This window comes from Enterococcus sp. DIV0774, assembly GCF_050539095.1.
GTDB lineage: Bacteria > Bacillota > Bacilli > Lactobacillales > Enterococcaceae > Enterococcus > Enterococcus faecalis.
The window spans coordinates 2,563,178-2,589,650 of the sequence record NZ_CP172923.1 but is presented as its reverse complement, the minus strand read 5'-3'; the positions used below and the strand labels follow the sequence as shown (position 1 = coordinate 2,589,650).

Here is a 26,473-nt window from a genome sequence, read left to right as displayed (position 1 = left end):
CAAAATAAACACGTTATTCGTTGGCTAGTTTGTTGTTGAAAAATAGCTAAGCAAAACTGTGAAATTTAATCAAAATAACCCCCGTTTTTATCGAGAAGTGTTACAATAATATTCATGAATATTTATACATTAAGGAGAGTTACGAATGACTGATGCTCTTGTGATACAAGATTTACGCAAAGTGTACGCTTCAGGTATTGAAGCGTTGCGGGGGATTGATTTAACAGTCGAAGAAGGCGATTTTTATGCTCTTTTGGGACCGAATGGTGCAGGAAAATCAACGACGATTGGGATTGTGACCTCGTTAGTTAATAAGACTTCGGGGAAAGTCAAAATTTTTGGGTATGATTTAGATACGGAGATGGTGCGGGCGAAGCAACAGATTGGGTTAGTGCCGCAGGAGTTTAACTTCAATCCGTTTGAAACGGTCCAGCAGATTGTGGTCAATCAAGCGGGCTATTATGGGGTGTCTCGTAAAGAAGCCATGAAACGGAGTGAAAAGTATTTAAAACAATCCAATTTATGGGAAAAACGGAACGAGCGGGCTCGGATGCTTTCTGGCGGAATGAAACGTCGCTTGATGATTGCTCGCGCGCTGATGCATGAGCCGAAGTTATTGATTTTAGATGAACCAACTGCAGGTGTCGATATTGAATTGCGCCGTGAAATGTGGGCCTTTTTACAAGAGTTAAATGCGCAGGGAACCACGATTATTTTGACGACCCATTACTTAGAAGAAGCTGAGATGTTGTGTCGTAACATTGGGATTATTCAGTCTGGTGAATTGATTGAAAACACCAGCATGAAGCACTTGTTAGCAAAATTACAATTTGAAACGTTTATTTTTGATTTAGCACCTTATACGCAGGCGCCAGTTATTGAAGGCTATCAAAGCGTATTTGAGGACGAGTTAACGTTAGCGGTGGAAGTGGAACGAAACCAAGGAGTCAATCACTTGTTTGAACAGCTAAGTCAACAAGGAATCAAAGTATTGTCAATGCGGAATAAGTCCAACCGTTTGGAAGAGCTCTTCTTGAAGATTACCGAGGATACGTACCAAAGGGAGGATCAACATGTTTAGTCTGTATTTTACTGCTTTAAAAAGTTTAGCTGTGAAGGAAACCAACCGTTATTTACGGATTTGGGTCCAAACACTGGTACCGCCAGTGATTACGACGTCCTTATATTTTGTGATTTTTGGGAAAATGATTGGCGGGCGAATTGGCGACATGGGCGGTTTTTCTTATATGGAATTTATCGTGCCAGGTTTAATTATGATGTCAGCCATTACAAGCTCGTACGCCAATGTTTCATCTTCCTTTTTCTCACAAAAATTCCAGAAAAATATCGAAGAAATTCTCGTGGCGCCAGTTCCAACTCATGTGATTATTTGGGGATTTGTGATTGGTGGCGTTGGTCGTAGTATTTTGGTCGGTGCGTTAGTCACCATCATTTCTCTATTTTTTGTCCCATTGCACGTTGTTTCTTGGCTGATGGTCATCATGACTTTATTGATGACAGCGATTCTTTTTTCTTTAGCTGGTTTGTTAAATGGTATTTTTGCGCAATCCTATGATGATGTATCGATTGTGCCGACCTTTGTGTTACAGCCTTTAACCTATTTGGGTGGGGTTTTCTATGCCATTTCCATGTTGCCGCCATTTTGGCAAGCTGTCTCAAAAGTTAATCCGATTGTTTACATGATTTCTGGGTTCCGCTACGGTTTCCTAGGGGTTCAAGATGTGCCAATTGGTATTTCTATGACCATTTTAATCTTATTTATTGTCGTTTTATATGGCATTTGTTGGTACCTTGTAGAAACAGGGCGTGGCTTACGTAGTTAAGCCGTAAAAAGATTAAACTGTCTGAATCACTCATTCTAGCGAGCAGATTCAGACAGTTTTCTTGTTTCTAAGTATGCCTTTTTTGATTCTTCGTGCATTTCCCTGTATAATAGCAATGTTTCGCACCAGAATATGTCGACAAGTTGTCGTTGAAAATAAAGAAAAAATCAGAAACGGAGTATATGAAGATGAGCAAGAATTTTTGGGCAACATTGCCAAAGCCCTTTTTTGTTTTAGCACCAATGGAAGATGTCACTGATGTGGTCTTTCGTCATGTCGTGAAAGAAGCTGGGGCACCAGATGTGTTTTTTACAGAGTTTACTAATTCAGATAGTTATTGTCATCCTGAAGGGAAAGACAGTGTGCGCGGGCGCCTCGTTTTTACAGAAGATGAACAGCCGATGGTGGCACATATTTGGGGAGATAAACCGGAATTTTTCCGTGAAATGAGTATCGGCATAGCGGAGATGGGCTTTCAAGGATTAGATATAAATATGGGCTGTCCTGTGCCTAACGTGGCTGAGCGTGGAAAAGGCAGCGGGCTGATTTTGCGCCCAGAAGTTGCGGCTGAATTGATTGACGCCGCCAAAGCAGGTGGCTTACCTGTTAGTGTCAAAACACGCATTGGGTTTACTGAAATGGCGGAAATGGAGGCGTGGATCACGCATTTATTAGAGCAAGACATTGCGAATCTATCCATTCATTTGCGAACACGAAAAGAGATGAGCAAAGTGGATGCCCATTGGGAGGTCATTCCGCAAATTATGGCTATTCGGGACCGTGTCGCACCGCAAACGACAATTACGATTAATGGGGACATTCCAGATCGTCAAAAGGGCCTAGAATTAGCAGAACAATATGGTGTAGATGGCATCATGATTGGTCGGGGGATTTTTAAAAATCCTTATGCCTTTGAAAAAGAACCCAAAACACATACGCCACAAGAATTACTGGGCTTGCTACGTTTACAATTGGATTTGCAAGACAAATATGCAGAATTGGTGCCTCGCTCCATTGTTGGGCTGCATCGCTTCTTTAAAATTTATGTTAAAGGCTTTCCAGGTGCCAGTGATTTAAGAGCACAATTAATGAATACAAAATCAACGGATGAAGTGCGCCAGTTGTTAGCGACGTTTGAAGCAGAACATGGTGTGCTTGACTAAATAAAAAAAGAGAGGAGGCAGCATTTTAGCTAATGCTACCTCCTCTCTTTTGAATGCTTAATGCGCAATCATTTCTTGGGCAATTTCTTGTTTGCTTAAGTCGTTTGGATAATACGTTGGCCAGTTGTCCATTTCATTGAACAGACTTTCTTGGCTATCGCCGCCGAAGAAGATGTGGAAATGAGCGGCTTTCGTTGGTGCAATGTTGTGGTCGCTAAATTGGACGTATTTAAACCGCCCAGCATTGGCATCGTCTGTTTCAAAAAGGAAACGGACGCCACGGTTGCCTTTTGCATAGTTTAAAATTTTATAACCGGCTGCTTTATAGGTGAATTTTTGTGGTTTGCCATTGACCAGAAATTCAATGGTGGAATCAGTGATGTTGATGTGGTCGACATCGGTTTGATAGCCGGCATCATAGTAGGTTTTGTATTCGGTTGGTGTTTTATCTTTTTTCAGTTTCGCTTTGTAATCGAAGACTTGGTCTAATGTGCCATCTTTTAATAAAGGATAGACGGATTGCCAATTTCCAGCGTAATCTGTCAGTGTTCTCTCAGCCACCTCACTGTCTTTGAAATAGCCGTTAGCCACGGTTTTTTCTGTTTTTTCAGAGGTTTCTGGCTGAACCTCTTTCCCAGCTGTATCTGTTGTTTTTTTCAAAGCAGTTAAGTTTTCTTTCATTACAGAAAGATAATCTTCGCCATTGTCCATTTGTTTTTGTGTCAAACTTTCTAGCGGGTTTAGGACCTCCAATTGAACATTTGCTTCGTCAGCTAACGTTTTAGCAATTTTATCGTTGGCATTTTTTTCAAAATAAATATAGCGAATTTGATTGTCTGTAACATATTTTTTCAACTCTGCCAAGCGCCCTGCTGTTGGCTCTTGTTCAGGTGTTAAACCAGCTATTGGCACTTGTTTTAAGCCGTAATCTAAGGCAAGATAACCAAATGCAGCATGTTGGGTAACAAAACTTTTTTGCTTAGCGTCTTTCAAAGCTGTTTGGAACTCTTTGTCTAAGGCTGTTAATTTTGTTAAGTATTTTTCTGCGTTTGTTTCAAATGTTTTGGCTTTTTTAGGGTAAAGTTTGACTAATTGTTCTTTGATGTTTGTAACTTCTTGGATGGCACGATGGGGCGAAACCCAAGTATGCGGATCTAATTCATGGTGGTGGCCTTCTTCGCCATGTTCGTGGTCATGGTCGTGTCCGTCTTCGTCACTGCCAGGAAGTAAGACCATGTTTTCGGTACCTTTAATGACGTTCGGGGCTCCTTTTTTCCAGCCTTTAGCAGCTTTTGGTACCCAAGATTCCATATTTTCATTGTGGTAAACGAAAACATCCGCATCATGGATGGTAGCCATATCTTTGGCGGATGGTTCATAATCGTGGGGTTCAGAACCAGCAGGGATTAACAATTTGACGTCTCCTTCAGCGCCTACAATATTTTTAGTGAAATCGTACATAGGATAAAAAGTCGTGACAATGGATAGTTTTTCTTTACCGTCAGCGGTTTTATCAGAGGTGTTTGTTTTGCCGCAAGCGCCGAAAAGGATTAGCGCTAAGGCGGCTAACAGGGGAAGAGTAAATTTTTTCATAGGTGTGCTCCTTTAGTGAATTACGCAATTTTCTTTTGTTTATTGCGCTTATGTTCTTTAATGATTTTAAGTGCGCGTTTTCGTGTTTTGATGTTGGGACTTTTCAGTCGACGATAAGCGCTAGATAAGTCAGTTTTTTCCATTATATATAGGACCTCCATTTCGTAAAAAATTAATTTACGGAGTAGCTATTTTGTTGAGGGTTTGAAAGGTTTCTTGGATTTTTTTTGTCTCTAATTCTTTGCCAATCAGAACAATTGTCGTTTCTTGAGGGGGTTGATTCGTCATTTGAAAGGCCACTTGCTGGTTGACGCCTTGCATGGCAATGGCCAAGTCATGCTCCTGTAAGGCGAGAATCCCTTTGAAACGGTATAACTTTTCCTGATGTGTATACATTAACCAATCAAGCCAACGAGTGAAAAGAGGTTCGTTGAGGGCTGAGGACGCCGTTAACGTAAGGGAGTGAAAGGTATGGTGATGATGCTCATGGGCGTGCTCATGCGGGGAATGAGTCATTTCGTGTTCTGTAAGTGTTGCCGTAAACTTATTTAATTGAAAAAAGTCACTAGCCAAAAGAGGCTCGTTGGCTTGAAAGGATAAAATATCAGCAAAAGGATTAATGGTACGAAGGGTTTCTTGGAACGTTGGTAGCTGAGTGCTGTCTGCTGGTTCCTTGACAGAAAAAAAGAGGCGATCTGCTAAGGCCAGTTGTTTGATGGCTTCGGCTTCTTGAAGCTGTTGTTGCCAATGATGCCCATCAACGACCGTTAAGAGACTGTCTATATAGAAATGATTTTTGATGTGCGGGGTCGTTAAAATTGTTTGAATGATTGGTTGCGGATCAGCAATGCCCGTTGTTTCTAAAATGACTTGGGCAATGGGTTGTTGTTCTTCTTGGTACACTTCTAAGATTGCTGATAAAGAGGCAAGAAGATCTCCTCGTAAGCTGCAGCACATGCAACCGTTATTTAATTGAATAATTCGTTCCGTGGTTTGTAAAAGTAATGCGTGGTCAACGCCTGTTTGACCAAATTCATTTTCAATAATAATAATTTCTTCTTTAGGAAACGGTGACTGCGCAAGCGCATGGTTAATTAAGGTTGTTTTTCCTGCGCCTAAAAAGCCAGAAACAATGGTGATTGGAATGCCCATCAAGTTTTCCTCCTGTTATTTGACTTCAGTGAAAAGTGCGCGGCGCCGTAATTTTGGTGAATATTTTTTCAGCTGTAATTTTTCTGGTGTATTTCGTTTGTTTTTACTTGTTAAGTAAAGGCGCTCGCCAGTTTCAGCGCAAGCTAACGTAATGGTTTGGCGCATAGTACCGTCCTCCAATTTGATTTTTTTAATTGCGTATAAAAGATAAAGGGGGCTGCGAGGTCAGCCCAAATGCGACCGTCCTCGCTAGTTGTCTTTATCGAAATAATGAGTTACCAGCTTGCTTTTTTGACGCCAGGAATCAAGCCTTGGTGAGCCAATTCACGGAAACGAATCCGAGACATGCCAAATTTACGCATGTAGCCACGTGGGCGCCCATCTGTTTGATCGCGGAGTTTTAAGCGACTTGGATGAGCATCTTTTGGCAATTTGCTAAGACCTTCATAATCGCCAGCTTCTTTTAAGGCTTGGCGAATAGGCGCATATTTTGCAATCATTGCTTGTTGTTTTTTTGCTTTAGCAATTTTTGATTTTTTAGCCATAAGGCACTTCCTTTCTTTTTGGATTTATAAAATCTAAATCGTAATGGTTACGATTTGAACGGAAGTATATTATCAGGTGTTGCGTTGTTTGTCAAGTGAGAATTTCGTTTTTTTTAGGACTTGCTAAGTTGAGAAGTTAGAAATGTTTGTTTTAGCGCTGTTTTGTAGTATCTTTTAAGAAAGAGTAAAAAGGAGTGAAGATGGCAATGGTAGAACGTTTGACGATTATTCGTGGTGTGGAAAAATTTGAATTACAAACGAAAACAGCGCGCTGGGTGTTAGCAAAAGAAGAGGGATACTCGCCAGTTCAAATGCTCGTTTCGGCAATTGGCGCTTGTGGGGGGTACGTGTATCAATCCGTTTTGGAAAATTCGCACATTCCCTTTGAGTTTGAAAAAATAGAAGTCACGTATTCAAGAGAAGTAGAGAGACGCGCACAACCATTAAAACAGGTAACGATTCTCTTTTATGTGACTGTTCCAGAAGCCTTTCAAGAACGGGCGACACGGTGTTTGAAGCTTGTCTCCCCAAACTGTCCAGTGATTCAATCATTGGCTGAAAGAATTACTGTCGAAGAAACAGTTGTATTTAAAAAGTAAACTATTAGAGACATTATCGTTACGAGCGCTTTTCCCTTTTTGGATGCCTCGTTTCTGAGAATGTCTTTTTTTAGTAGGAGCGTGGGGAAATAGCTGTAGAAACAGGAAATTTTTAATTCATTTGTACAAAATAATACAGACAAAAAACAGATAGTGTTTTTTTCACAAATAAAAAGGTTGCTTTTTTTTCTGTTTTAGTAGATGATGTAAGTAGTTACATCTCTGGTATAACGCTGTTTTGCGAAACGTGTGTTATTTTTTAATTCGTAATAGTTTTTTTAAATCGTTTCACAGAATTACTTTAATTGTTATACAGTTTTTTTAGTTGTTATAGTTTGTTTGTCGGCCTTTAGGAGGTAATCATGATTGAGTTAGTGAATGTGTCGAAAGTCTATCAAGAGACACACGCGTTAAAAAATATTCACTTTTCTGTCCAACCAGGAGAAATCGTTGGGATTGTTGGGAAAAGTGGCTCTGGCAAGTCCACGTTGTTACGTTTGTTGAATTTAATGGAACAACCGAGTGAAGGGGAGATTCGTATTGATGGCAAAAATGTTCAAACCTTCTCTAAAAAAGAAGTTCGCCAGCAGCAACAACAAATGGGGATGGTGTTTCAGCATTACAATTTGTTAGAAAATTTGAAAATTTATGATAATGTTGCGTTGCCTTTGAAACTTTTAAAAGAGAAACAGCCTGAAAAAATTGAGCGTTTATTAACGTTTGTTGATATGGCCCATAAGGCAGAAGCGTATCCTGCTCAGCTTTCTGGTGGGGAAAAACAGCGTGTCTCTATTGCTCGAGCGTTGAGCCGTAATCCAAAATGGTTATTATGTGACGAGGCAACGAGTTCATTAGATGAAGAAAATACAGAAAGTGTCGTTCGACTATTACATAAGACGCATCAGGAATTCCGACCGACTATTTTCTTTGTTAGTCACGAATTAGAAACCGTGAAGCGCTTATGTAATCGTATCTTAGTGATGGAAAAAGGTCAGTTAATTGGCGAATTTCTGAATAATCCTCAGCAATATGAGGAAGAACCGCTTTCCTATTTAGAAAAAGTGGAAAGGAGTTTGCGTCCATGACTTTTTCAGAAACCTTTGCCGAATATTGGCCATCTATGCTGGTCGGTTTAAAAGAAACAGGGATTATGATGTCGATTTCGATGGCTATCTGTTTGCTTGTCGGCTTGCCTTTAGGCTTAGGACTATTTTTGGCTAATCCGAAAATCAAAGGGCATCAACCTTGGCTATACTGGGTTTTAAATTTCATTGTAACTGTTATTCGTTCGTTTCCTTATTTATTATTTGTGATTGCGTTGATTCCAGTTACTCGTTCTGTTTTAGGAAAGGCGTTTGGCCCAATTCCTTCATCTGTGCCATTGAGTATTGTTGCGATCGCGATTTTTGCTCGCTTGGTTGAACAAGTGCTGTTGGATGTTCCAGAAGAAATTTATTTTTTAGCTAATTCGTTAGGCACCTCGAAAGTCCAATACATTTGGCACTTTTTATTGGTGGAAGCACGTAGCGGATTGGTCCTTGCTTACACAACCACGACAGTGAGTATGGTTTCATATTCCACGGTGATGGGTGTTGTTGGTGGCGGCGGGATTGGCGATTTTGCAGTTCGTGTCGGGTATCAACGGTATGAATACGGTATTATGTATGTTGCCATTGTGATTATGATTGCACTGGTCTTCATTTTACAAATGCTTGGGAACTTCATTGCCCAAAAACTAGACAAAAGAAAGTAGGAGGACAAAAGAATGAAGAAGTTTTATTTAGCAACATTCGCTGTTATTGCAACAGTTATTTTAGCTGCCTGTGGGGGAAATAAACAAGCAGATCAGAAAGAAGACAAGGAGATTACCGTTGCCGTGCAATTGGAATCTTCAAAAGATATCTTGGAGATTGCCAAGAAAGAAGCTGAGAAAAAAGGGTACAAAATTAACATTATGGAAGTGAGCGACAATGTTGCCTACAACGATGCCGTGCAACATGACGAAGCGGATGCTAATTTTGCGCAACATCAACCCTTCATGGAAATGTTTAACAAAGAGAAAAAAGCTGATTTAGTGGCTGTGCAACCGATTTATTATTTTGCTGGTGGTTTCTATTCAAAAGAATACCAAGATGCGAAAGATTTACCTGAAAATGCCAAAGTGGGGATTCCTAGCGATCCAACCAATGAAGGTCGTGCTTTAGCAATTTTAAATGCAAACGGCGTGATTAAATTAAAAGAAGGTGTCGGCTTTAACGGCACGGTGGCAGATGTCGTGGAAAATCCTAAAAACATTACTTTTGAAAGCATTGATTTACTGAATTTAGCTAAAGCCTATGATGAAAAAGACATCGCTATGGTGTTCTGCTACCCAGCCTACTTAGAACCTGCTGGTTTAACAACGAAAGATGCGATTTTGTTAGAAGATGAAGAAGCAAGTAAACATTACGCATTGCAAGTTGTGACACGTAAAGGCGAAAAAGATAGCGAAAAAATCAAGGTTTTAAAAGAAGCGATGACAACAAAAGAAGTTGCTGAATACATCAAGAAAAATTCTAAAGGCGCTAATATTCCTGCGTTTTAATGAATAGAAAAAATGAAGCCTCTTTTTTGAGAAGCTTCATTTTTTTCTTTTCCTTGATTTATAGTATAGTTAATAGGAAGGAGGTGCCGGTGTGGTCGAATTATTTATTTTAATGATGGAACGGGTGGGCTTAATTATTTTACTGGCCTTTCTTTTAGTGAATGTGCCTTATTTTAAGCGTGTTTTATTAAGTCGTGAAAAAATGTCTTCAAAAGTTCAATTGATTTTGATTTTTGGTTTATTTGCTATTATTTCTAATTTTACAGGTATCGAAATCGCTAAGAATCAGATTGTTCCCAATAATTTACTAACCTATTTAAGCAGCAATGCTTCCATTGCGAATACGCGTACGTTAGTAATTGGCGTTTCTGGATTAGTGGGTGGTCCGATTGTCGGCAGTGCGGTTGGTTTAATTGCTGGCTTTCATCGGGTTATTCAAGGTGGGGGGCATAGTTTCTTTTATGTGCCTGCTTCTTTAATTGTTGGCTTAATTGCCGGTTTTTTAGGGAGCCGCATGGCAAAGCAAACCGTTTTTCCGTCTGCCGGCTTTTCTGCCATTGTCGGAGCGTGCATGGAAATGATTCAGATGATTTTTATTTTCTTTTTCAGCGGTGATCTATCGGATGGGGCCACGTTGGTTCGTTTTATTGCGCTGCCGATGATTTTGTTAAATAGCGTAGGAACGTTCATTTTTATGTCGATTCTAACAACGACATTGAAACAAGAAGAGCAGGCCAAAGCGGTTCAGACGCACGATGTTTTGGAATTAGCGGCGGAAACACTGCCATATTTTCGAGAAGGACTCAATAAAAATTCCAGCAAAAAAGTTGCGGAGATTATTAAGCATTATACAAAAGTCAGTGCGATTAGCATGACAAACAGTCATCAAATTTTAGCTCATGTTGGCGCAGGTAGCGACCATCATATTCCAGAGCTAGAAGTCATCACGGAACTTTCTCGGGAAGTGTTACGGACGGGCCAAATGACCATCGCGCATGCCAAAGAAGAAGTTGGTTGTTCGGACCCTAATTGTCCGTTGCAAGCGGCGATTGTGATTCCATTATTTTCCCATCAGCAAATTGTTGGCACCTTAAAAATGTATTTTACGGATCCAGCGCAGTTAACGCATGTCGAGGAGCAGTTAGCAGAAGGTCTTGGGACAATTTTTTCTTCACAAATTGAATTAGGTGAAGCGGAAGTACAATCAAAATTACTTAAAGAAGCTGAAATTAAATCCTTGCAAGCGCAAGTGAACCCGCATTTCTTCTTTAATGCCATCAATACTATTTCCGCATTAATGCGGAAAGACAGTGAAAAAGCGCGGAAACTATTGCTTCAATTAAGTAAATACTTTCGAGGCAACTTACAGGGAGCCGTGCAAACTACGATCCCAGTTTCACAAGAACTAGAACAAGTAAAAGCCTATTTGTCATTAGAACAAGCACGGTTTCCGAATCGTTATCAAGTAACATTTGACGTAGAAGAAGCGGTTGCTTCAGAAAAAGTACCGCCGTATGCGATTCAGGTGTTAGTGGAAAATACCATCAAGCATGCATTTGGCAGCCGGAAGGAGAACAATCAAGTTCGGGTAGTGGTCAAAGCAAAACAACATAAATTACATGTGGATGTGTATGACAATGGGCAAGGGATTCCTGAAGAACGCCGCTTGCTATTAGGAAAGACAACAGTGACTTCGGAAAAAGGCACCGGCACGGCACTGGAAAACTTGTCCCGCAGAATGGCGAACCTTTATGGATCAGAAGGTTGTTTTTTAATTGAAAATTTAGAGACAGGCGGGAGCCATGTTCATTTAGAAATCCCGATGGAACAGGAGGAATTAGATGCACGTATTAATCGTTGATGATGAACCCTTAGCACGAGAAGAATTGAGCTATCTTGTTTCCCAGCATCCGCAAGTGACGAGCGTTGCAGAAGCGGATTCTGTGGCGGAGGCAATGGAAGAGATGATGGATCAAAAGCCAGATTTGTTATTTTTAGATATTCATTTGACCGATGAAAGCGGGTTTGATTTAGCGGAAAAATTAACCCATCTTAAAAAAGCGCCCTACTTGGTTTTTGCAACCGCCTATGATCAATATGCGTTAAAGGCCTTTCAAGTGAATGCAAAGGATTATATTTTGAAACCTTTTGAAGAAGAAAAAATAACACAAGTCATTGAAAAAGCATCAAAAGAAATGGGGCAAGCTGTCCCAGAAAACATTGCCGAAAAAGGACCGAAATCTGAAGCAATACCTATTCAAGGGGAAGACCGCATTTATCTTGTGGCGCCAGAAGATATTTACCTCGTTTCTGTCGAAGAACGGCAACTGAGCATTTTTGTAGATCAACAGGTCTACAAGATGACAGGGACCCTCAACAGTATCGAACAGAAATTACCTGCCACGCTCTTTATTAAAACGCATCGAAGTTTCATCTTGAATCGAACAAAAATTCAAGAAATTCAGCCGTGGTTTAATAACACGTTGCAAGTAATTTTAACCAACGGCTCAAAAGTACCTGTTAGCCGTTCATACGTCAAAGAATTTAAAGAAAAACTTGGCTTAAGTTAAAAAATCACCACTTGAAATGTCGAATGCATTTCAAGTGGTGATTTTTGCATTTGGTGAAGAAATTCTGGCATTTCATGAAAAAAAGCCCTTAAAAAAACGTTTTCTTTATATACTTAACCCATAGAAAACAGACAAAAGGGAGCGAAGAAGAATGGAAAAGAAAGTATATTCATTTTTACAACAAGCAGCAGTTTTTGCCATTATTATGTTAATCGCCAACGGCTTGGCGTTCATTTCCCCAATACCAATGCCTGCTTCAGTAATTGGCATGGTGTTATTGTTCATTGGTTTATGTACAAAAGTTGTTAAATTGGAACAAGTGGAAGGGCTAGGTAATAGCTTATCAACGGTTATTACATTTTTATTTGTTCCTTCAGGGATTTCCTTAGTTAATTCTTTAGGGATTATGCAACAATTTGGCGTTCAAATTGTTTTTGTTATTTTAGTAGCGACACTAGCGTTACTAGCAACGACTGGTTGGACGGGCGCCTTTTTATTGCATATGAAAGATGCTCGAAAAGAAAAAGAACCCGCAGCAACGAAGAAAGCGAAAGGAGAGGTTCGCGCATGAATCCGTATGTTGGCATTATTATTTCATTAGCTGTATTTGGCATAGGTACTTGGTTGTTTAAAAAAAGTAAAGGTTTCTTCTTATTTACGCCATTATTCGTTGCGATGATTTTAGGCGTTGTCGTTTTAAAAGTAACAGGAATTAGTTACGAGCAATACAATGAAGGTGGCAAATATATCAGCTTCTTTCTAGAGCCTGCGACAGTAGCGTTTGCGATTCCTTTATATAAAAAGAGAGACGTATTGAAAAAATATTGGTTAGAAATTTTAACGGCGTTAACAATTGGTTCTTTTGGTTCGCTAGTGGCTGTTTATTTTGCAGGAAAAGTGATTGGCATGGATAATCATTTAGTGGCCTCAATCTTACCACAAGCTGCTACAACAGCGATTGCCGTACCTATTTCTCAAACTGTTGGCGGCATTGCTTCCATTACGGCGTTTACCGTAATCTTCAATGGTGTACTAACCTATGCCTTGGGTCGAATTGCATTGAAATGGTTTAAGATTAACAATCCAATCGCCAAAGGTTTAGCTTTAGGTGCGGCCGGACATGCCCTAGGTGTGGCAGTTGGCATGGAAATGGGCGAAACAGAGGCTGCTATGGCTAGTATTTCTGTCGTAGTGGTTGGCGTAGTTACTGTTTTAGTGGTTCCTTTCTTTGCAACGGTCATTGGTCTATAAAAAAGTGGGCTTCCTCACTTTTTTATGAGTAGCTAATTTCTATCAGCTAACAGTCTCTGCTTATTCTGTGAATGCTAGTTATCACTAATCCGTAGGCTCGGAGTTAAAATGAGTGTAAAAAAGCCAACCTTATCCATAGTAAGGTTGGCTTTTTCGTTGTTTACAGGATTTTTTGAATATAGATAGGTCGGATTGACCAGTCTTTTTATAGAATGGTTGCTCCTAAAGTTTGTTTAAAGTGGCGTAACGCCCATTCGTGTCCTTGTTCATCAAAACTAGCAACGGCATGCTCGGGAATCATTAATTGATAGCCTAAATTATAGGCATCAACAGCCGTATGCAACACGCAAATATCTGTACAAACACCAGTTAAACAAAGCTCTGTAATTCCTCGTTCTCGTAACCGAATGTCCAAATCCGTGCCACTAAAAGCAGAATAGTGCCGTTTGTCCAGCCAATAAACGGTTGCCTCATTTTTGTGAGCTTGATAAAAATCAGCTAGCGAGCCAAACAGATTACGCCCGTCAGTTCCTAAGACATTGTGGGGCGGGAAAAGTTTATTTTCAGGATGATAGTGATCTAGGGGGTCATGCCCATCAATGGCAAAAACCACAAAATCGCCATTGTCAAAATAGTGCTTTGTTTGTTGAACAAGGGCCGTTTCAATGGCTTGTCCAGCGGCACCAGTGGTTAGTTTTCCGTCTGTGGCGACAAAATCATTCGTATAATCAATGGAAATCAGAGCTTTCATTTGGCAACCTCCTAAAGGTTAAAGTCATTTTGTTCATTTTACAGCTTTTAAGAAAGCATTTCAAATGATAAAAGTACATCAAATTCTAAAAAAGCTGTTTCAAAATAAACGTTTTGGCTAAAAAACATGCTATAATTTTGCTACAAATTAAAGCAGGTGAATAGAGTGAAAAGAAAAATCGTACGTTTTATCCTTTGGTTGTTAGGAATCATTGTGGTTATTTGCTTAGGCGTGTTTCTCGCCTTTCAATTATCTCCTAAGCCAGGCGCTTGGGTCATCAACCAGTTATTCGCAGGTGAAGTTGAAATAAAAGATTCAGCTTCCTATGATAAAGCATTGCCCAATGTCCAATTGCAAGAAAATCAAACATACCCTTCTTTAAGAAAAAAGAATACCTTTGATTTGTATTATCCCCAAGCGTCAAAACAAGCGGTACCAGTCGTTTTATGGGTCCATGGTGGTGGCTATGTGGGAGGAGATAAGTCTGGGATGAAAGAGTTTGCGACACGTTTAGTGGCTGATTCCTCAGTTGCCTTTATTTCAATGAATTATGAATTAGCACCAGATGCACCTTATCCAAGCCAGCTCCAGCAGGTCAATGAACTTGTTCAATTTTTGTTAGAAAAGAAACAAGCGTATCCCATGTTAGATTTATCTAAGCTTTTTATTGGCGGGGACAGTGCGGGTGCACAGATTGCTCTACAATATGCAACAGTTCAAACCAATGCCAACTATGCCAAAGAACTAGGGATGACTGCAGCGTTGCCAGCTAACCATTTAAAAGGCACACTCTCGTATTGTGGTCCGGTGGATTTGAAACAAATGGTCAACCAACAAAGTGATAATCGTTTTATGAAATTTTTCGTTAAAACAGTGGCTTGGTCCTTGCTCGGCACTAAAGACTGGCAGACGAGTGCAGAACTGCAAGAAGTGAGTTTAGTGGATAAAGTCACCAAAGAATTTCCCCCGACGTATCTAACAGATGGCAATAGCTTTTCATTCCAAGAACAAGGACTAGCCTTGGTTCAGCGGTTAAAAACTTTAAATGTTCCAGTTTCAGCTCTCTTTTTCAAAGATAAGAAAGCAACGATCACCCATGAATATCAGTTCGACTATCAAACAAAAGAAGCTAAACAATGTTACCAAGAAACACTCCAGTTTGTGAATACGTATAAATAAACAGAGGCCTTAGAAATATTTCTAAGGCCTCTGTTTATTTATTTTTGTCATTTTTTTAGCTGGGAAATATGTATAAATTAAACAAAAATGTTTATTTAATGATGTTTACATGAGAAAAAATCCGTGCTATACTACGAACTCGTTTGTTAATTTTAATGTTAAAAACAACGTTTTTGTTATTTTTGTGAACAAATTAACATTTTATCTTACAAAAAACAGCAAAAAATTCGTTTAGTTAACAAAAAGAAAATTAAAAAATAAATTTTTTTTTTGAAATTAAGAAAATATCTTTAAAAAAATCAGAAGAAAACTTCGTATACTTGAGCCATAGGTTGGTTGTGGAAAGTTTACTTCGAGGGAGGAGTGATGAAGTTAATGAAAAAGAAAATCGCTGTTTTATTGGCAACTTGTTTACTTGTACAACCATTTTTATCTGTTTCAGCGTGGGCGATTGAAGGGGAGCAACAAACAGAACGTACGCAGACACAGCCAAAAACAGCAGAAACCAGTACAAGTGAAGCAACAAAAGAAAGCAGCGCACATTCTATAGAACAGTCATCAATGACGGAATCTAGTGCTATCACAGAAAAAGTAACCACCTCTTCCACAGAAACAAAACCAAGCGAAGAGCAGAAGCAAATCACGTTGACCTTTGAAACAACGGATCAAGCTTTGTTTCTAAATGATGCCAAAAGTTATCAAGTGGTAAAAGAAAAAAATCAGCCACTTCGGACAGAAGAATTACCAAAATGGGCGAATAGTGAGGAAAATGCGACTTTCGTTGGCTGGTCTTATCAAGGCAAAACATATACAAATGAAGAACTTCTTCAATTAGAGTTTTCAGAAGATACACAACTTACGGCTGTCTTTAAACAGAAACTGACACGCATGGCCAGAGCTGTTTCAGTTGATCAGTCCATTGCGGACACAATTGACCCTGCGGATAAAACAAAAGTGATTGTTGTGCCAAGTCCTGCAGGAGATGGAGCAGCGTACAAAGAATATGCATCGACAGAGGCTGGCTTGAAAGAAGCCTTGTTTGATTTGTATCAACAGGGGAACAATGGCGATTTCACTCTTTATATAGGAAACAATATTACGACGAGTGCGGCGACCACCGCTAAAGTGATTCCTGACACCGTTACGGCAAGTAATATGACCTTTTACGCCTTGCAAGGCAAGGTCAATCATTTAGTGATTACTGGAAACAGCGCGGATCCGATTAGTATGGATCAAACGGCGCCAACGGGTTCTAAGACGTTAGGATTTAATCAAAATATCTATTTTGGCTCAAACATCACTTTGAGAAATCTAAACTATACAGGTACGAATATGTATTTAAATGGTTACAGTTTGAACTTGAATGGCGGCTCTAGTGGAAACGGTCTGACCGTATACGGTGGAACGGATACAGGAGATGTTTCAGGAAACCCAACTTTAACAGTAAATAGTACAGGTACAGGGACATGGAATTTCTATGGCGGAAACCAAAATGGTGGTAATTTAGCTGGAAATCCTACGATTGTTATTAACAATACACGGAGCGGACTAAATACATTAAGTGGGGGCGCCAATATTGGGACAGTGACTGGGAATACTTCATTGGTTGTCAATGATTCTGGTGGCAGAATTGCTTCAATTTATGGGGGCGGTTATGGGACCAACGCAACCAACACAGCGAATGTTACTGGTAACGTCTCAACAAAGGTTGCGATTACGAATGCTGCTACAGGTTTCCAATTAAGTACGTATTATGGCGGTGTTCAATACGGAAATATTGGTGGAAAAGTAACAAACGATATTTCTGGATATGGCCGTTGGTATACAGCGGGACAACGTTTTATTGGTGGCTCTTCCCGCGGCGATATAGGAACGAATCGTGTGACTGATGGAATTACTACAAATTTAAATACACAGTTGTATAGTGCGGGTCGTGCAGATTTTGAAGGAGGCAACCAATATTCTGGAACGATCATCGGAGATATTACGAATGTGGTTACAGCAGGAACGAATACCGCTGGTGGTATTAATGATTTTAACGGCGGTGCTGGTAACAATGTTTCGAAATTTAACAAGAGTCAAATTGGGGCCTCAAATGAAGCAACGTATGATGCTTATACACCACAGCAAAGAGCAGAATTAGCCAAATCGGCAGCAGCTTTTAAAGTTTTCGGAAATATTTCTTCTAAATTAGTCAGCGGTTCGTTTAATAATGGTGCAATTTACTCAACTGCAGCTGGCCGCGGCGGTTATATCGAAGGAAATACAACAATTGAAGTGGGAACAGCGAATGGTGATGGGTCTTTAGGTGGCGATGGTATGGCTTATTCAGGCGCAAAACCGACAAGCTTAGATTATTCAACGACCAATAAAAGTCGTGGTAATAATTCAGGTTGGGATATTGTTGGTGGCGGCGGCTATCCTGCTAGTAATGATACTTGGGATATCTATATAAAAGGAGATACTAAGACTGTTTTAAATAATACCATTGCTCGCTGGACATATGGTGGCTCTTTTTCAGGTGTCGTTGAAGGCAATACTTCTAACACATTGAATGGCGGGATTGCTGACACATTAGAAGGAACAGGCTATCAAGCAGCTCGAGTTTATGGAAACGGTCAAACAATCGTTAATAATGGTCAAGTCGATTGGTTTCTTTCAGGCGGTGGCTGGAATGATGCCAAAAATGTTGGGAATGTCGGTGTAACGGTTTATGAAGGAGTAATTAATGCTTCGATGGGCGCTTCTTATGGAGCAAGCGGTGGCCATACAATTACTGGTAATTCAGACAATCGCATCTACGGAGGAAATTTCTCAGGAACTCCTCGGACAGGCGCGAACGGTTTTTCAGGTGGGATTACCAATGCGGGCTCACTTCTTGGAAATGCCAAACTCTTAATTGATTTAAGAAATTACAACGGAGAGTTTAAGTTGCCTGGTAATACCTACATTACTGGTGGTCGGCCCTATGGTCAAAATACGACACTAGGAACGGATGAATCAAACACAATTACTTTAAATATTTTCACTAAAACAGGTGTGGAATCTTTAAATGGGGCCAGCATTTACGGTGATGGTGGAACCAATGCTGCGTATACCAAGAACGGCAAGATTACAATGAATATTCAAGCAGCGGGTTCTAGTATTGGAAATTTATATGCGACACAGTATTCCAATATCAGTGGCGGAAAAATCTTACGTGATGTTACCGCAAATGTTCAAGGTGCAGTTAGTATTAACGGTTTATCCGGTGGTTCATCAACAGATAATTTCACTAATGCAATTGTGAATGCTAGTTCAAATAAAGTGGCCTTTAACTTTGGGACTAACGTTGACGGCACCAATAACTATCAAACAGAACCACTAAATGCGACAGGCTTAGGCGTTGTCAACTTTACGGAATTGAATGTCACTAATGGCATTAAATTAATGGCTAATGGTGGGAACATCAAAAATGGCGTTTCTGCTACTGCCGCGAACCACAGTACGACTTACAATGAATTCGGATCAATTCATCTATCTAAAAACGCTGGAATTGGGATCACCAACACGGCCAATTTAATTTCAGCTAGCAAACTAACGGTTCAGGATCATGCAACATTAGAAACAATTCCTGGTACAGGTAAAGTAAACATTGCGGATTTTGAAGCTGTCGATCCAACAAAAGATGAACTTTTATGGATTAAACCAACGACAGATACAACTGCTTTGGTGGATAGCACAGGGACTTGGTTTGGAAATGTCAAAGCCTATCAGGTCTTGACGATTAATCCAACGGTCAATAATGCTATAAAACTTACGCCAACAACGTTTCATGGGATTGAAAAAGCGACTGGAAAAACATTTATTGGCGATAACGATGTGAGCAAGGGCGCCAATGGCTATGGAATAGCAATTCCTGGCTCCATCATCGATTACGAAGTGGAAACGCCTGGGATTGTGGCAGGTGCAGGTACTATTTCTCATGATGTAAAAGAGGTCAAAGCTGGCAATGCGCCGTTAACCTTACAAGCGTGGGGCACCGAAGTAGCTGGACAAAAAGTTCAAAAAGGACGTTTGATGATTCCGACCTCAAGTGCTTTAACACCAACCCTAAGCTTCCTTCCTGACGAAGTAACAGGTTCTTGGTTGCACCAAGGAACGGTTAAATCTAGTGAAGTTGGGAGCGCGATAGAGCAAATTCCAGAGCAAAAAGATACCACCCCGCTTTCATGGAAAGCGACGAATATGAACTACAGTTATCAGGTGAAAGTTCAATTTTCAAATAAAGTGGAACTTTCGGGGCAATCGGTGATTGTCACAGAAGATGAGGCAGCGCAACTAACGACTGTCGATAAAGTAATAGAAATGCTTGGCGCAAAAGGTCGGCCGTTTTTCAAAACCTCATTAAAAGAGACGGATTTACCACAAATTCAAGCGCCGTTAGCAGAAAAAACTGTATCGCGGACACATGATATTCAATTAGAAGCAGGGACGTCAGGGGATAATTTGCAAAACAAAACGGTTCATTTAGTTGTTGTGAAAAATGAAAGTGTCCTTGCCAAAGATCGTTCGTTTGCCTTGTATGCGACAAGTGCGCATTTGAAATTAAAAGAAGCAAATGGCTTAACGAATTCAGACGAGTTGGCACAATGGACACAAGCAACGGTGATTTTCGCAGATGGTCGGGCCAATCAAACACCAAGTCTTGATGCCGCAACCTTCCAAGCCATTCAGCAAGCGAAACCAGAAGAATTAGCTAAAACGGTGCCAGCCAATTATCAATTTACAGAAGCTGGCGAAACGTTAAATAAAAAAGTCAATGTGTCTATTTCAGGTGAATTAACGTTAGAAAAAGTACCTAAAACAATTGATTTTGGCAAACAAAAAATTTCTGCCAAGCCAGAAGTTTACTGGCCAACTCTTTCAGATGATTTAGTCGTTCAAGACACACGCGGGACAGAAAGTACGCCTTGGAAACTGAATGTTCAGGTAACGAATCCCTTAACGAACGGCACAGATCAATTGGAAGATTTGTCATTGGTTACAGACAAAGGAGAATTTTTACTCAATAAGGGAGATACGGTTGTTACAGAAAATGAAGGCTCAGGTTCAGGTAGTTATACAATTAACCAAGGTTGGGGTGCGGCAAACCAACGGGGACTTAAACTATCTGTGCCAGTCGAAAAACAAAAAGTTGGCGAATTCAAAGGGACATTGTCATGGTCATTAGTCATGGCACCATAACAAGGAGGAGAGAAGTGAGATGAAAAAATACCTTTTGCTTAGTTGTTTTTTAGGTCTTTTCAGCTTCTGTCATTCAGACACTGCGTTTGGGGAAGCAGCTTATGAAAATAGTGGTGTTGTCTCCTTTTATGGAACGTATGAATATCCCACAGAAGAGTCGACAACAGCGACTAGTAATTCTTCCACAACGACCGAACCCACCAAGCCAGCTGACGGAGGCGCTTCATCCGTCCTTTCTTCTGGCGTATATGGGTCGCGACAAGGAAGATTACCAGCGACAGGTACCACCAATCAAGCACCATTTATTTATTTGGGAATCAGCCTTATCACTATAGGCATATTATTTATTAAAAGGAGAAGAGAAGATGAAAAAAACAGTATTAGCAGTAGTAGGGATTGTAGGATTTAGCGGTGTCCTAGCGACACAACAAGCATTTGCGGAAGATATTAACGTGAACTATACAAGTAATGGTGCCATTACATTTGAACCAGATACAGATCCAACGAAGCCAGTTAATCCAACCAATCCAGATGAAAAAGTTGAACCAGAAGATCCAACTGACCCAACTGGACCAAAACCAGGGACTGCAGGCCCCTTATCAATTGACTATGCTTCAAGCTTTCAATTTGGCGCCCAAAAAATCACTTCCGACACGAAAGATTATTACGCACAAATTCAAACATTTAAAGATGGGACAACAGGTCCCAACTATGTTCAGGTAACGGATAAACGTGGGACACAAGAAGGCTGGACGTTAAGCGCTGTACAAAATGCGCAATTCAAAACAGCCCAAAATGAAGAATTAGTGGGGGCCGCTTTATCGATTGCCAATGCAGGTGTGACATCGATTGTTGATGCCGCATACGCACCAACACCAACAGCAGCACATACCTTTGTTCCTGGAACAGAAGTAGAATTAGTCAAAGCAGAAGATGGCAAAGGAATGGGGACTTGGGTCTATCGTTTTGGGAAAGATGCGACAGAAGGTGCTACTGCCGTGAAATTAAATGTCCCAGGTAAAGCGATTAAATTAGCAAAAGAATATCGTACGACCTTAACATGGACATTGAAATCTGTACCAACGAATGTTGGAGGCTAAGTAAATGAAAAAAACAGTCGTCTACTCCTTGTTATTCGGAACAATGTTGCTTGGCGCCACTGTTCCTGCTGAAGCGGCGACGGTCGTTTTTGATAGCGAACAGTCGATTGTTTTTACCCCAAGCACAGATGGGACGGATCCAGTAAATCCAGAAAATCCCGATCCAGAAAAACCAGTTCGACCAGTCGATCCAACGAATCCTGATGGACCTAATCCAGGCACACCTGGGCCACTTTCCATCGATTATGCCTCAAGTTTGGATTTTGGAAGTAATGAGATATCGAATAAGGATCAAACGTATTTTGCCAGAGCGCAAACCTATAAAAACCCAGATGGTTCAGCAAGTGAATTGGCAACTGCTAATTATGTACAAGTAAGTGATTTACGGGGAACCAATGCTGGCTGGGTTTTAAAAGTGAAACAAAATGGTCAATTCCGTAATGCAGAAACATTACACAAAGAATTAACAGGCGCCACCGTTGCCTTTACTGAGCCCAGTGTGCGCTCAAATGCGACGGACGTATTGCCGCCAACTGCTACCGCAAACATTCAATTAGATGCTGCGGGCGCAGAAACTGTTGTCATGCAAGCCCCAGAAAAGACCGGCGCCGGAACGTGGATCACGCTGTGGGGGCAAGCAGAAAAAGTGACCGAAAAAAATCAACAAGGACAGCAAGTAAATGCCACAATCACACGGGCAATCTCACTAACTGTTCCCGGGAAAACCCCTAAGGATGCAGTACAATATAAAACAACTTTGACTTGGCTACTTTCAGATGTACCAGTAAATAATGGAGGGAAATAAATGAAAAAGACAAAAGTAATGACATTGATGGCAACCACAACTTTAGGCGCATTGGCACTTGTACCAATGAGTGCATTAGCAGTCGACGGTGGTGAATACCAAACAAACGGAGCGATTCAATTTGCACCAAATACGAACCCAACGAATCCAGTTGATCCGACGAATCCAGATCCGGATAAACCAATTACGCCAGTTGATCCAACTGATCCGACAGGGCCTAAGCCAGGGACAGCAGGTCCGTTATCCATTGACTATGCATCTAGCTTATCTTTTGGGGAACAAACGATTACCTCAAAAAATATGACCTACTATGCAGAAACACAAAAATACAAAGATAATGCTGGTGCCGACCAAGAAGGCCCGAACTTTGTTCAAGTCTCAGATAATCGTGGGACTGAAACAGGTTGGACGCTAAAAGTAAAACAAAATGGTCAATTCAAAACTGAAGCCAACCAAGAACTAACAGCGGCCAAAGTAACTTTAAGCAACGGACGCGTGGTTTCAGCTTCACAATCTGCAAAACCAACGACAGCGCCAGCTACGATTGAATTAAACCCAACTGGGGCTGAATCAGTGGTCATGGCTGCTGGCGATAAAGAAGGTGCGGGTACGTACTTAATGAGCTGGGGCGATAGTGTAGATGCTGCTAAAACAAGTATTTCATTAGAAGTACCTGGTTCAACCACAAAATATGCGAAAAAATACACGACAACTTTTACTTGGACTTTGACAGATACACCTGCTAACACAGGAAACTAAGAACGACAGCATACACGCAAGATCGGGATATAAGTCAAAAATTTTTGGCTTATCTTTCGGTCTTTTGGTGCTTATAATACAACAAAGAATGACAGACATAGGAGAATGAATATGAACAGATGGAAAGTATATGCAACGGTAATCGCTTGTATGTTATTTGGCTGGATTGGCGTGGAGGCGCACGCTTCTGAATTTAATTTTGCGGTCACACCAACAATTCCCGAAAATCAAGTGGATAAATCAAAAACCTACTTTGACTTAAAAATGGCGCCTGGTGCCAAACAAACCGTAGAAATACAGTTACGTAATGATACAGATGAAGACATTACCATTGAAAATACGGTAAACTCAGCGACAACGAATTTAAATGGCGTAGTAGAATATGGCCAAAACGGGATCAAACCTGACAAAACTTTACGCTTTAACTTAAAAGATTATGTGGAAGCACCGAAAGAAATCATCTTGCCGAAGCATTCCCAAAAGACCTTACCTTTAACCATCACGATGCCTAAAGATTCTTTTGATGGCGTGATGGCTGGCGGTATAACACTCAAAGAGAAAAAGAAAGAAACCACGACTTCTGCGGATCAATCAAAAGGGTTAGCTATTAATAATGAATACTCCTATGTTGTGGCTATTATTCTTCAGCAAAATGAGACAAAGGTTCAACCAGATTTAAAATTACTGGGGGTTAAACCAGGCCAAGTCAACGCGCGAAACGTCATCAATGTTTCTTTACAAAACCCACAAGCGGCCTACTTAAACCAATTACATTTAATCAACACTGTTTCAAAAGGAGGCGAAACGCTTTACCAATCCGATACTGAGGATATGCAAGTGGCGCCAAACTCTAACTTTAGTTACCCAATTTCTTTAAAAGGGGAACGATTAACGCCAGGGAAATATGTCTTGAAATCAACAGCCTATGGTGTAAAAGATGAAAAGGGCACCTATCAAGTCAAAGGCGCCAATGGTGAAGAACGGTACCTGTACAAATGGGAATTTACAAAAGAATTTACTATTTCTGGGGACGTCGCTAAAGAATTAAATGAAAAAGACGTAACCATTAAAGGAACCAATTGGTGGTTGTATCTACTGATTGCATTAATCATTCTAGCGCTGCTCTTATTGATTTTCTTCTTGTATCGTAAAAAGAAAAAAGAGGAAGAACAACAATCTGAGTAATAAAAAGGGCTATCTATTGACAAAAAGGGTTTTCCTTGTAAAAGTAAAGGTACTTTTACAAGGAATTGCTTCCCATAAAGTAGAGGTAGAGAGAGTGAGAAGCCATGAGAAAAAAGTATCTTTTTTTATTTAGTTCTTTGCTAATTTTTACGGCTGTCGAAATAGAACCAATTCAAACATTGGCGACACCTATTTATAATCCCTTAGAACCAACGGAAGAAATTCAACCAAAACCAGAATCAATCACCCCTCAGGAAAAGTCAGAACCGGAACAACCTGCGCCAACCCCTCAGGAAGATCAAAAAACTACGGTTCCTTCTGAAGAAAAAAAGCCTTCACCCAAGAAAAAAGACAAACCTGTGGAGAAACCGGCAATGTCAAAAGAAAAAAAGAAACAAACAAAAGAAACAACGGCTCATCCCCTACAAGTGAATAAAGATTTTGTCTTTCCTAACGGACTTGGTGCAGGCGGCGATGAAGAATCTGAAAGCTATTTAGCAGCGGTTGGGTACTTTCTTTCAGGAAATGGATTGTATGGGAAAAAAATGGATGTGAGAGAAGTCTATGATATTGATGATGTTTTTAAATAAAGTGGATAAAAGAAAAATCGCCTTATTTCAGTTACTGGAAAATGCACCGATGTTAACAGAGTCAAAAGAAACCGTAATGCAGGAGTTAGAATTATCTGAATTTATCGTGAACAAAACGGTCGCTGAATTAAATGCTGATTTTATTGAATTTGGTTTATCAGAGGATTTTCAAATTGTGAGCGATGGTATTTTCTTAACGCTTAATGAATCAGGAACGGAAACTTCTGCTACTTTGATTGATTGCTATATTAAAGAGTCGTTACGTTTTGCTATGTTTCAAGATTTCTTTTTTCAGCGTTTTGATTCTGTAAATGAGTTTGCGTTAGAACACTTTGTTAGTCACACATTGGCTTATAAGGAGTTCAAGGAATTAAAGAAAATGCTGGAAAATTATCAAATTACAATTAATAAAGAATTTCACTTGGTGGGAAATGAAACCAATTTACGCGAAGTAACAACACTGGTTTTTTTACAATTATACCAACGTGATTTTTCATTGTACGGTAAAAAAGTTTTAGAGCAGATTCGGAACTTTGAGCTATTTTTTTCTGAGAAGGTTCATCTTAATCAGCGTGCGGGCTATGCACAAGCTAAATGTTTTCATTTTTTGGCGGTTTCTTTAGTACGAACGCAGCAACAGTTTTATGTAGAGAAAAAAGTAGATTCGCAAGTGTTAAAACAATTAGCCGGTGACAATCAGCAGAATGTTTTCAATTGGTTAGAGAGTCTTCAAATCCCAGAACCACAACGAACAAACGAAGGCAATTATTTACTCTTATTTTTAATTGCTGAAGAGTGGCTTCAAGTAGCTTCAGCAGCACTTTGCCAAAGATTTGCAGAAATTCAACAATTGAATCGTGACTTGTTAAGCTATTTAAAAATACAATTTCAGCTTTCCGAGGAAGTCCTGCAAGGTTTTGAACAAAAAGTAACAATCGTACATTTTAAATTGTTCCATTTTCCAATAGAAGCAAACTATAGTTATCGCAAAATGGATATAACCTACTTTGCAGAAACGTATACAGAGTATTTTTCTGCTAGTCGACAATTTATTCAAGAACAAAAAACGAATCCCGCTGTTTGGGATGCCAGACAGTTTTTATTTTATCGGTATCTGTTGTTAATGGTGGATGCGTTACCATTGAAAAAAGTTTTGGCTCCGATTACATTGTGTGTCGACTTTTCCTTTGGTGAAGCCTATAATCGTATGATACAAAAAAATATTGAAAAAATTACGGAATGGAATATCATTTTCAAAGCACATGTAGATGAAAGTGTACAATTAATTTTATCGGATATTCATTTTGTCGATTGGCCTGAGATTACCCAAATTATTTGGCTAGCGCCACCACGTCCTGTTGATTGGTCGCATTTTATTAAAACGCTGAGTGCACTAAGACCGCACTCGGGAGAAGAAAACAAGGTCGGGACAGCACCGCTTAGCTCCGAGAAATAAGAAGAAATTTCCGGAAATTGTTCTTTAATTTTTGGATAATTTCGGCTTATTTCCGAAGGAGCTGGTTCTGTTCCCGCCGTTTATCAGATTTTGAGCGTGGAGCAAAAATCCAAAGTGATTT

The 26,473-nt window shown here is 40.1% G+C and carries 26 protein-coding genes; 20 read left to right on the top strand and 6 right to left on the bottom strand.

What is annotated here, in order from left to right; all coding sequences use genetic code 11:
• Window positions 1–145 precede the first annotated feature (145 nt).
• The 3 genes from IGL86_RS12490 to IGL86_RS12480 all read left to right on the top strand — a co-directional run bounded on the left by IGL86_RS12490 (window position 146) and on the right by IGL86_RS12480 (window position 3,007).
• Window positions 146–1,081, top strand: coding sequence for an ABC transporter ATP-binding protein (locus IGL86_RS12490; protein WP_430605615.1), 936 nt, complete (start codon window positions 146–148; stop codon window positions 1,079–1,081).
• Complete coding sequence (locus IGL86_RS12485; RefSeq protein ID WP_002354811.1) at window positions 1,074–1,844, top strand: ABC transporter permease; 771 nt, start codon at window positions 1,074–1,076, stop codon at window positions 1,842–1,844. Before IGL86_RS12490 ends, IGL86_RS12485 begins: the two co-directional genes overlap by 8 nt.
• A gap of 188 nt (window positions 1,845–2,032) precedes the next feature.
• A complete protein-coding gene (locus tag IGL86_RS12480; protein WP_010713692.1) occupies window positions 2,033–3,007 on the top strand; it encodes a tRNA dihydrouridine synthase in 975 nt (324 codons plus the stop codon).
• Between the two features lie 57 nt (window positions 3,008–3,064).
• On the opposite strand, the gene IGL86_RS12475 is transcribed toward IGL86_RS12480, so the two are convergent.
• The 5 genes from IGL86_RS12475 to rpsN all read right to left on the bottom strand — a co-directional run bounded on the left by IGL86_RS12475 (window position 3,065) and on the right by rpsN (window position 6,297).
• Window positions 3,065–4,600, bottom strand: coding sequence for a zinc ABC transporter substrate-binding protein AdcA (locus IGL86_RS12475; RefSeq protein WP_033625643.1), 1,536 nt, complete (start codon window positions 4,598–4,600; stop codon window positions 3,065–3,067).
• 20 nt (window positions 4,601–4,620) lie between these two features.
• Entirely contained in the window at window positions 4,621–4,743 is a 123-nt protein-coding gene (locus IGL86_RS12470) for a putative metal homeostasis protein (protein ID WP_002383181.1), read from the bottom strand.
• Between the two features lie 34 nt (window positions 4,744–4,777).
• Window positions 4,778–5,752 (bottom strand): CobW family GTP-binding protein, encoded by a 975-nt coding sequence (locus IGL86_RS12465; protein ID WP_002367488.1) that lies wholly within the window; start codon window positions 5,750–5,752, stop codon window positions 4,778–4,780.
• 15 nt (window positions 5,753–5,767) lie between these two features.
• On the bottom strand, window positions 5,768–5,917 hold the full coding sequence (gene rpmG / locus IGL86_RS12460) for a 50S ribosomal protein L33 (RefSeq protein ID WP_002354818.1): 150 nt from the start codon (window positions 5,915–5,917) through the stop codon (window positions 5,768–5,770).
• 110 nt (window positions 5,918–6,027) lie between these two features.
• A complete protein-coding gene (gene rpsN / locus IGL86_RS12455) occupies window positions 6,028–6,297 on the bottom strand; it encodes a 30S ribosomal protein S14 (RefSeq protein WP_002354822.1) in 270 nt (89 codons plus the stop codon).
• A 200-nt stretch (window positions 6,298–6,497) separates the two neighbouring features.
• Between rpsN and IGL86_RS12450 the strand changes: the two genes are divergently transcribed.
• From IGL86_RS12450 to lrgB, 8 genes are all read left to right on the top strand, one after another.
• On the top strand, window positions 6,498–6,896 hold the full coding sequence (locus IGL86_RS12450) for an OsmC family protein (protein ID WP_002386234.1): 399 nt from the start codon (window positions 6,498–6,500) through the stop codon (window positions 6,894–6,896).
• Window positions 6,897–7,258: 362 nt separating this feature from the next.
• On the top strand, window positions 7,259–7,981 hold the full coding sequence (locus IGL86_RS12445) for a methionine ABC transporter ATP-binding protein (protein ID WP_002372719.1): 723 nt from the start codon (window positions 7,259–7,261) through the stop codon (window positions 7,979–7,981).
• A complete protein-coding gene (locus tag IGL86_RS12440; protein WP_033625642.1) occupies window positions 7,978–8,649 on the top strand; it encodes a methionine ABC transporter permease in 672 nt (223 codons plus the stop codon). Before IGL86_RS12445 ends, IGL86_RS12440 begins: the two co-directional genes overlap by 4 nt.
• A 12-nt stretch (window positions 8,650–8,661) precedes the next feature.
• Window positions 8,662–9,480 (top strand): MetQ/NlpA family ABC transporter substrate-binding protein, encoded by an 819-nt coding sequence (locus tag IGL86_RS12435; RefSeq protein WP_002354826.1) that lies wholly within the window; start codon window positions 8,662–8,664, stop codon window positions 9,478–9,480.
• 91 nt (window positions 9,481–9,571) lie between these two features.
• Window positions 9,572–11,341 carry a sensor histidine kinase gene (locus tag IGL86_RS12430; protein WP_033625641.1) on the top strand — a complete coding sequence of 590 codons (1,770 nt, stop codon included), beginning with the start codon at window positions 9,572–9,574 and terminating at the stop codon, window positions 11,339–11,341.
• Complete coding sequence (locus IGL86_RS12425) at window positions 11,322–12,050, top strand: LytR/AlgR family response regulator transcription factor (protein WP_010822216.1); 729 nt, start codon at window positions 11,322–11,324, stop codon at window positions 12,048–12,050. Before IGL86_RS12430 ends, IGL86_RS12425 begins: the two co-directional genes overlap by 20 nt.
• A gap of 151 nt (window positions 12,051–12,201) precedes the next feature.
• Window positions 12,202–12,621: an antiholin-like murein hydrolase modulator LrgA gene (lrgA, locus tag IGL86_RS12420; RefSeq protein WP_002354829.1), complete on the top strand. Its 420-nt coding sequence runs from the start codon at window positions 12,202–12,204 to the stop codon at window positions 12,619–12,621.
• Window positions 12,618–13,301, top strand: a complete 684-nt coding sequence (gene lrgB, locus IGL86_RS12415; protein ID WP_002354830.1) for an antiholin-like protein LrgB — start codon at window positions 12,618–12,620, stop codon at window positions 13,299–13,301. Before lrgA ends, lrgB begins: the two co-directional genes overlap by 4 nt.
• A 205-nt stretch (window positions 13,302–13,506) precedes the next feature.
• Here the strand turns inward: lrgB and IGL86_RS12410 are convergent, their stop codons facing one another.
• Window positions 13,507–14,052, bottom strand: coding sequence for a cysteine hydrolase family protein (locus IGL86_RS12410; protein WP_016630755.1), 546 nt, complete (start codon window positions 14,050–14,052; stop codon window positions 13,507–13,509).
• A 165-nt stretch (window positions 14,053–14,217) separates the two neighbouring features.
• Between IGL86_RS12410 and IGL86_RS12405 the strand changes: the two genes are divergently transcribed.
• The 9 genes from IGL86_RS12405 to IGL86_RS12365 all read left to right on the top strand — a co-directional run bounded on the left by IGL86_RS12405 (window position 14,218) and on the right by IGL86_RS12365 (window position 26,352).
• Entirely contained in the window at window positions 14,218–15,231 is a 1,014-nt protein-coding gene (locus tag IGL86_RS12405; protein WP_033625640.1) for an alpha/beta hydrolase, read from the top strand.
• 366 nt (window positions 15,232–15,597) lie between these two features.
• Window positions 15,598–20,457, top strand: a complete 4,860-nt coding sequence (locus IGL86_RS12400; RefSeq protein ID WP_033625199.1) for a hypothetical protein — start codon at window positions 15,598–15,600, stop codon at window positions 20,455–20,457.
• 19 nt (window positions 20,458–20,476) lie between these two features.
• A complete protein-coding gene (locus IGL86_RS12395; protein ID WP_002354835.1) occupies window positions 20,477–20,866 on the top strand; it encodes an LPXTG cell wall anchor domain-containing protein in 390 nt (129 codons plus the stop codon).
• Window positions 20,823–21,557 (top strand): WxL domain-containing protein, encoded by a 735-nt coding sequence (locus tag IGL86_RS12390; protein WP_002354838.1) that lies wholly within the window; start codon window positions 20,823–20,825, stop codon window positions 21,555–21,557. The genes IGL86_RS12395 and IGL86_RS12390 overlap by 44 nt, the downstream gene beginning before the upstream one ends.
• 4 nt (window positions 21,558–21,561) lie before the next feature.
• On the top strand, window positions 21,562–22,362 hold the full coding sequence (locus IGL86_RS12385; protein WP_002385162.1) for a WxL domain-containing protein: 801 nt from the start codon (window positions 21,562–21,564) through the stop codon (window positions 22,360–22,362).
• Entirely contained in the window at window positions 22,363–23,121 is a 759-nt protein-coding gene (locus IGL86_RS12380) for a WxL domain-containing protein (RefSeq protein ID WP_002383195.1), read from the top strand.
• Window positions 23,122–23,226: 105 nt separating this feature from the next.
• On the top strand, window positions 23,227–24,306 hold the full coding sequence (locus tag IGL86_RS12375; protein ID WP_002354842.1) for a DUF916 and DUF3324 domain-containing protein: 1,080 nt from the start codon (window positions 23,227–23,229) through the stop codon (window positions 24,304–24,306).
• A gap of 104 nt (window positions 24,307–24,410) precedes the next feature.
• Window positions 24,411–24,896, top strand: coding sequence for a hypothetical protein (locus IGL86_RS12370; RefSeq protein WP_002372750.1), 486 nt, complete (start codon window positions 24,411–24,413; stop codon window positions 24,894–24,896).
• On the top strand, window positions 24,871–26,352 hold the full coding sequence (locus IGL86_RS12365; RefSeq protein WP_002378832.1) for a helix-turn-helix domain-containing protein: 1,482 nt from the start codon (window positions 24,871–24,873) through the stop codon (window positions 26,350–26,352). Before IGL86_RS12370 ends, IGL86_RS12365 begins: the two co-directional genes overlap by 26 nt.
• Window positions 26,353–26,473 lie beyond the last annotated feature (121 nt).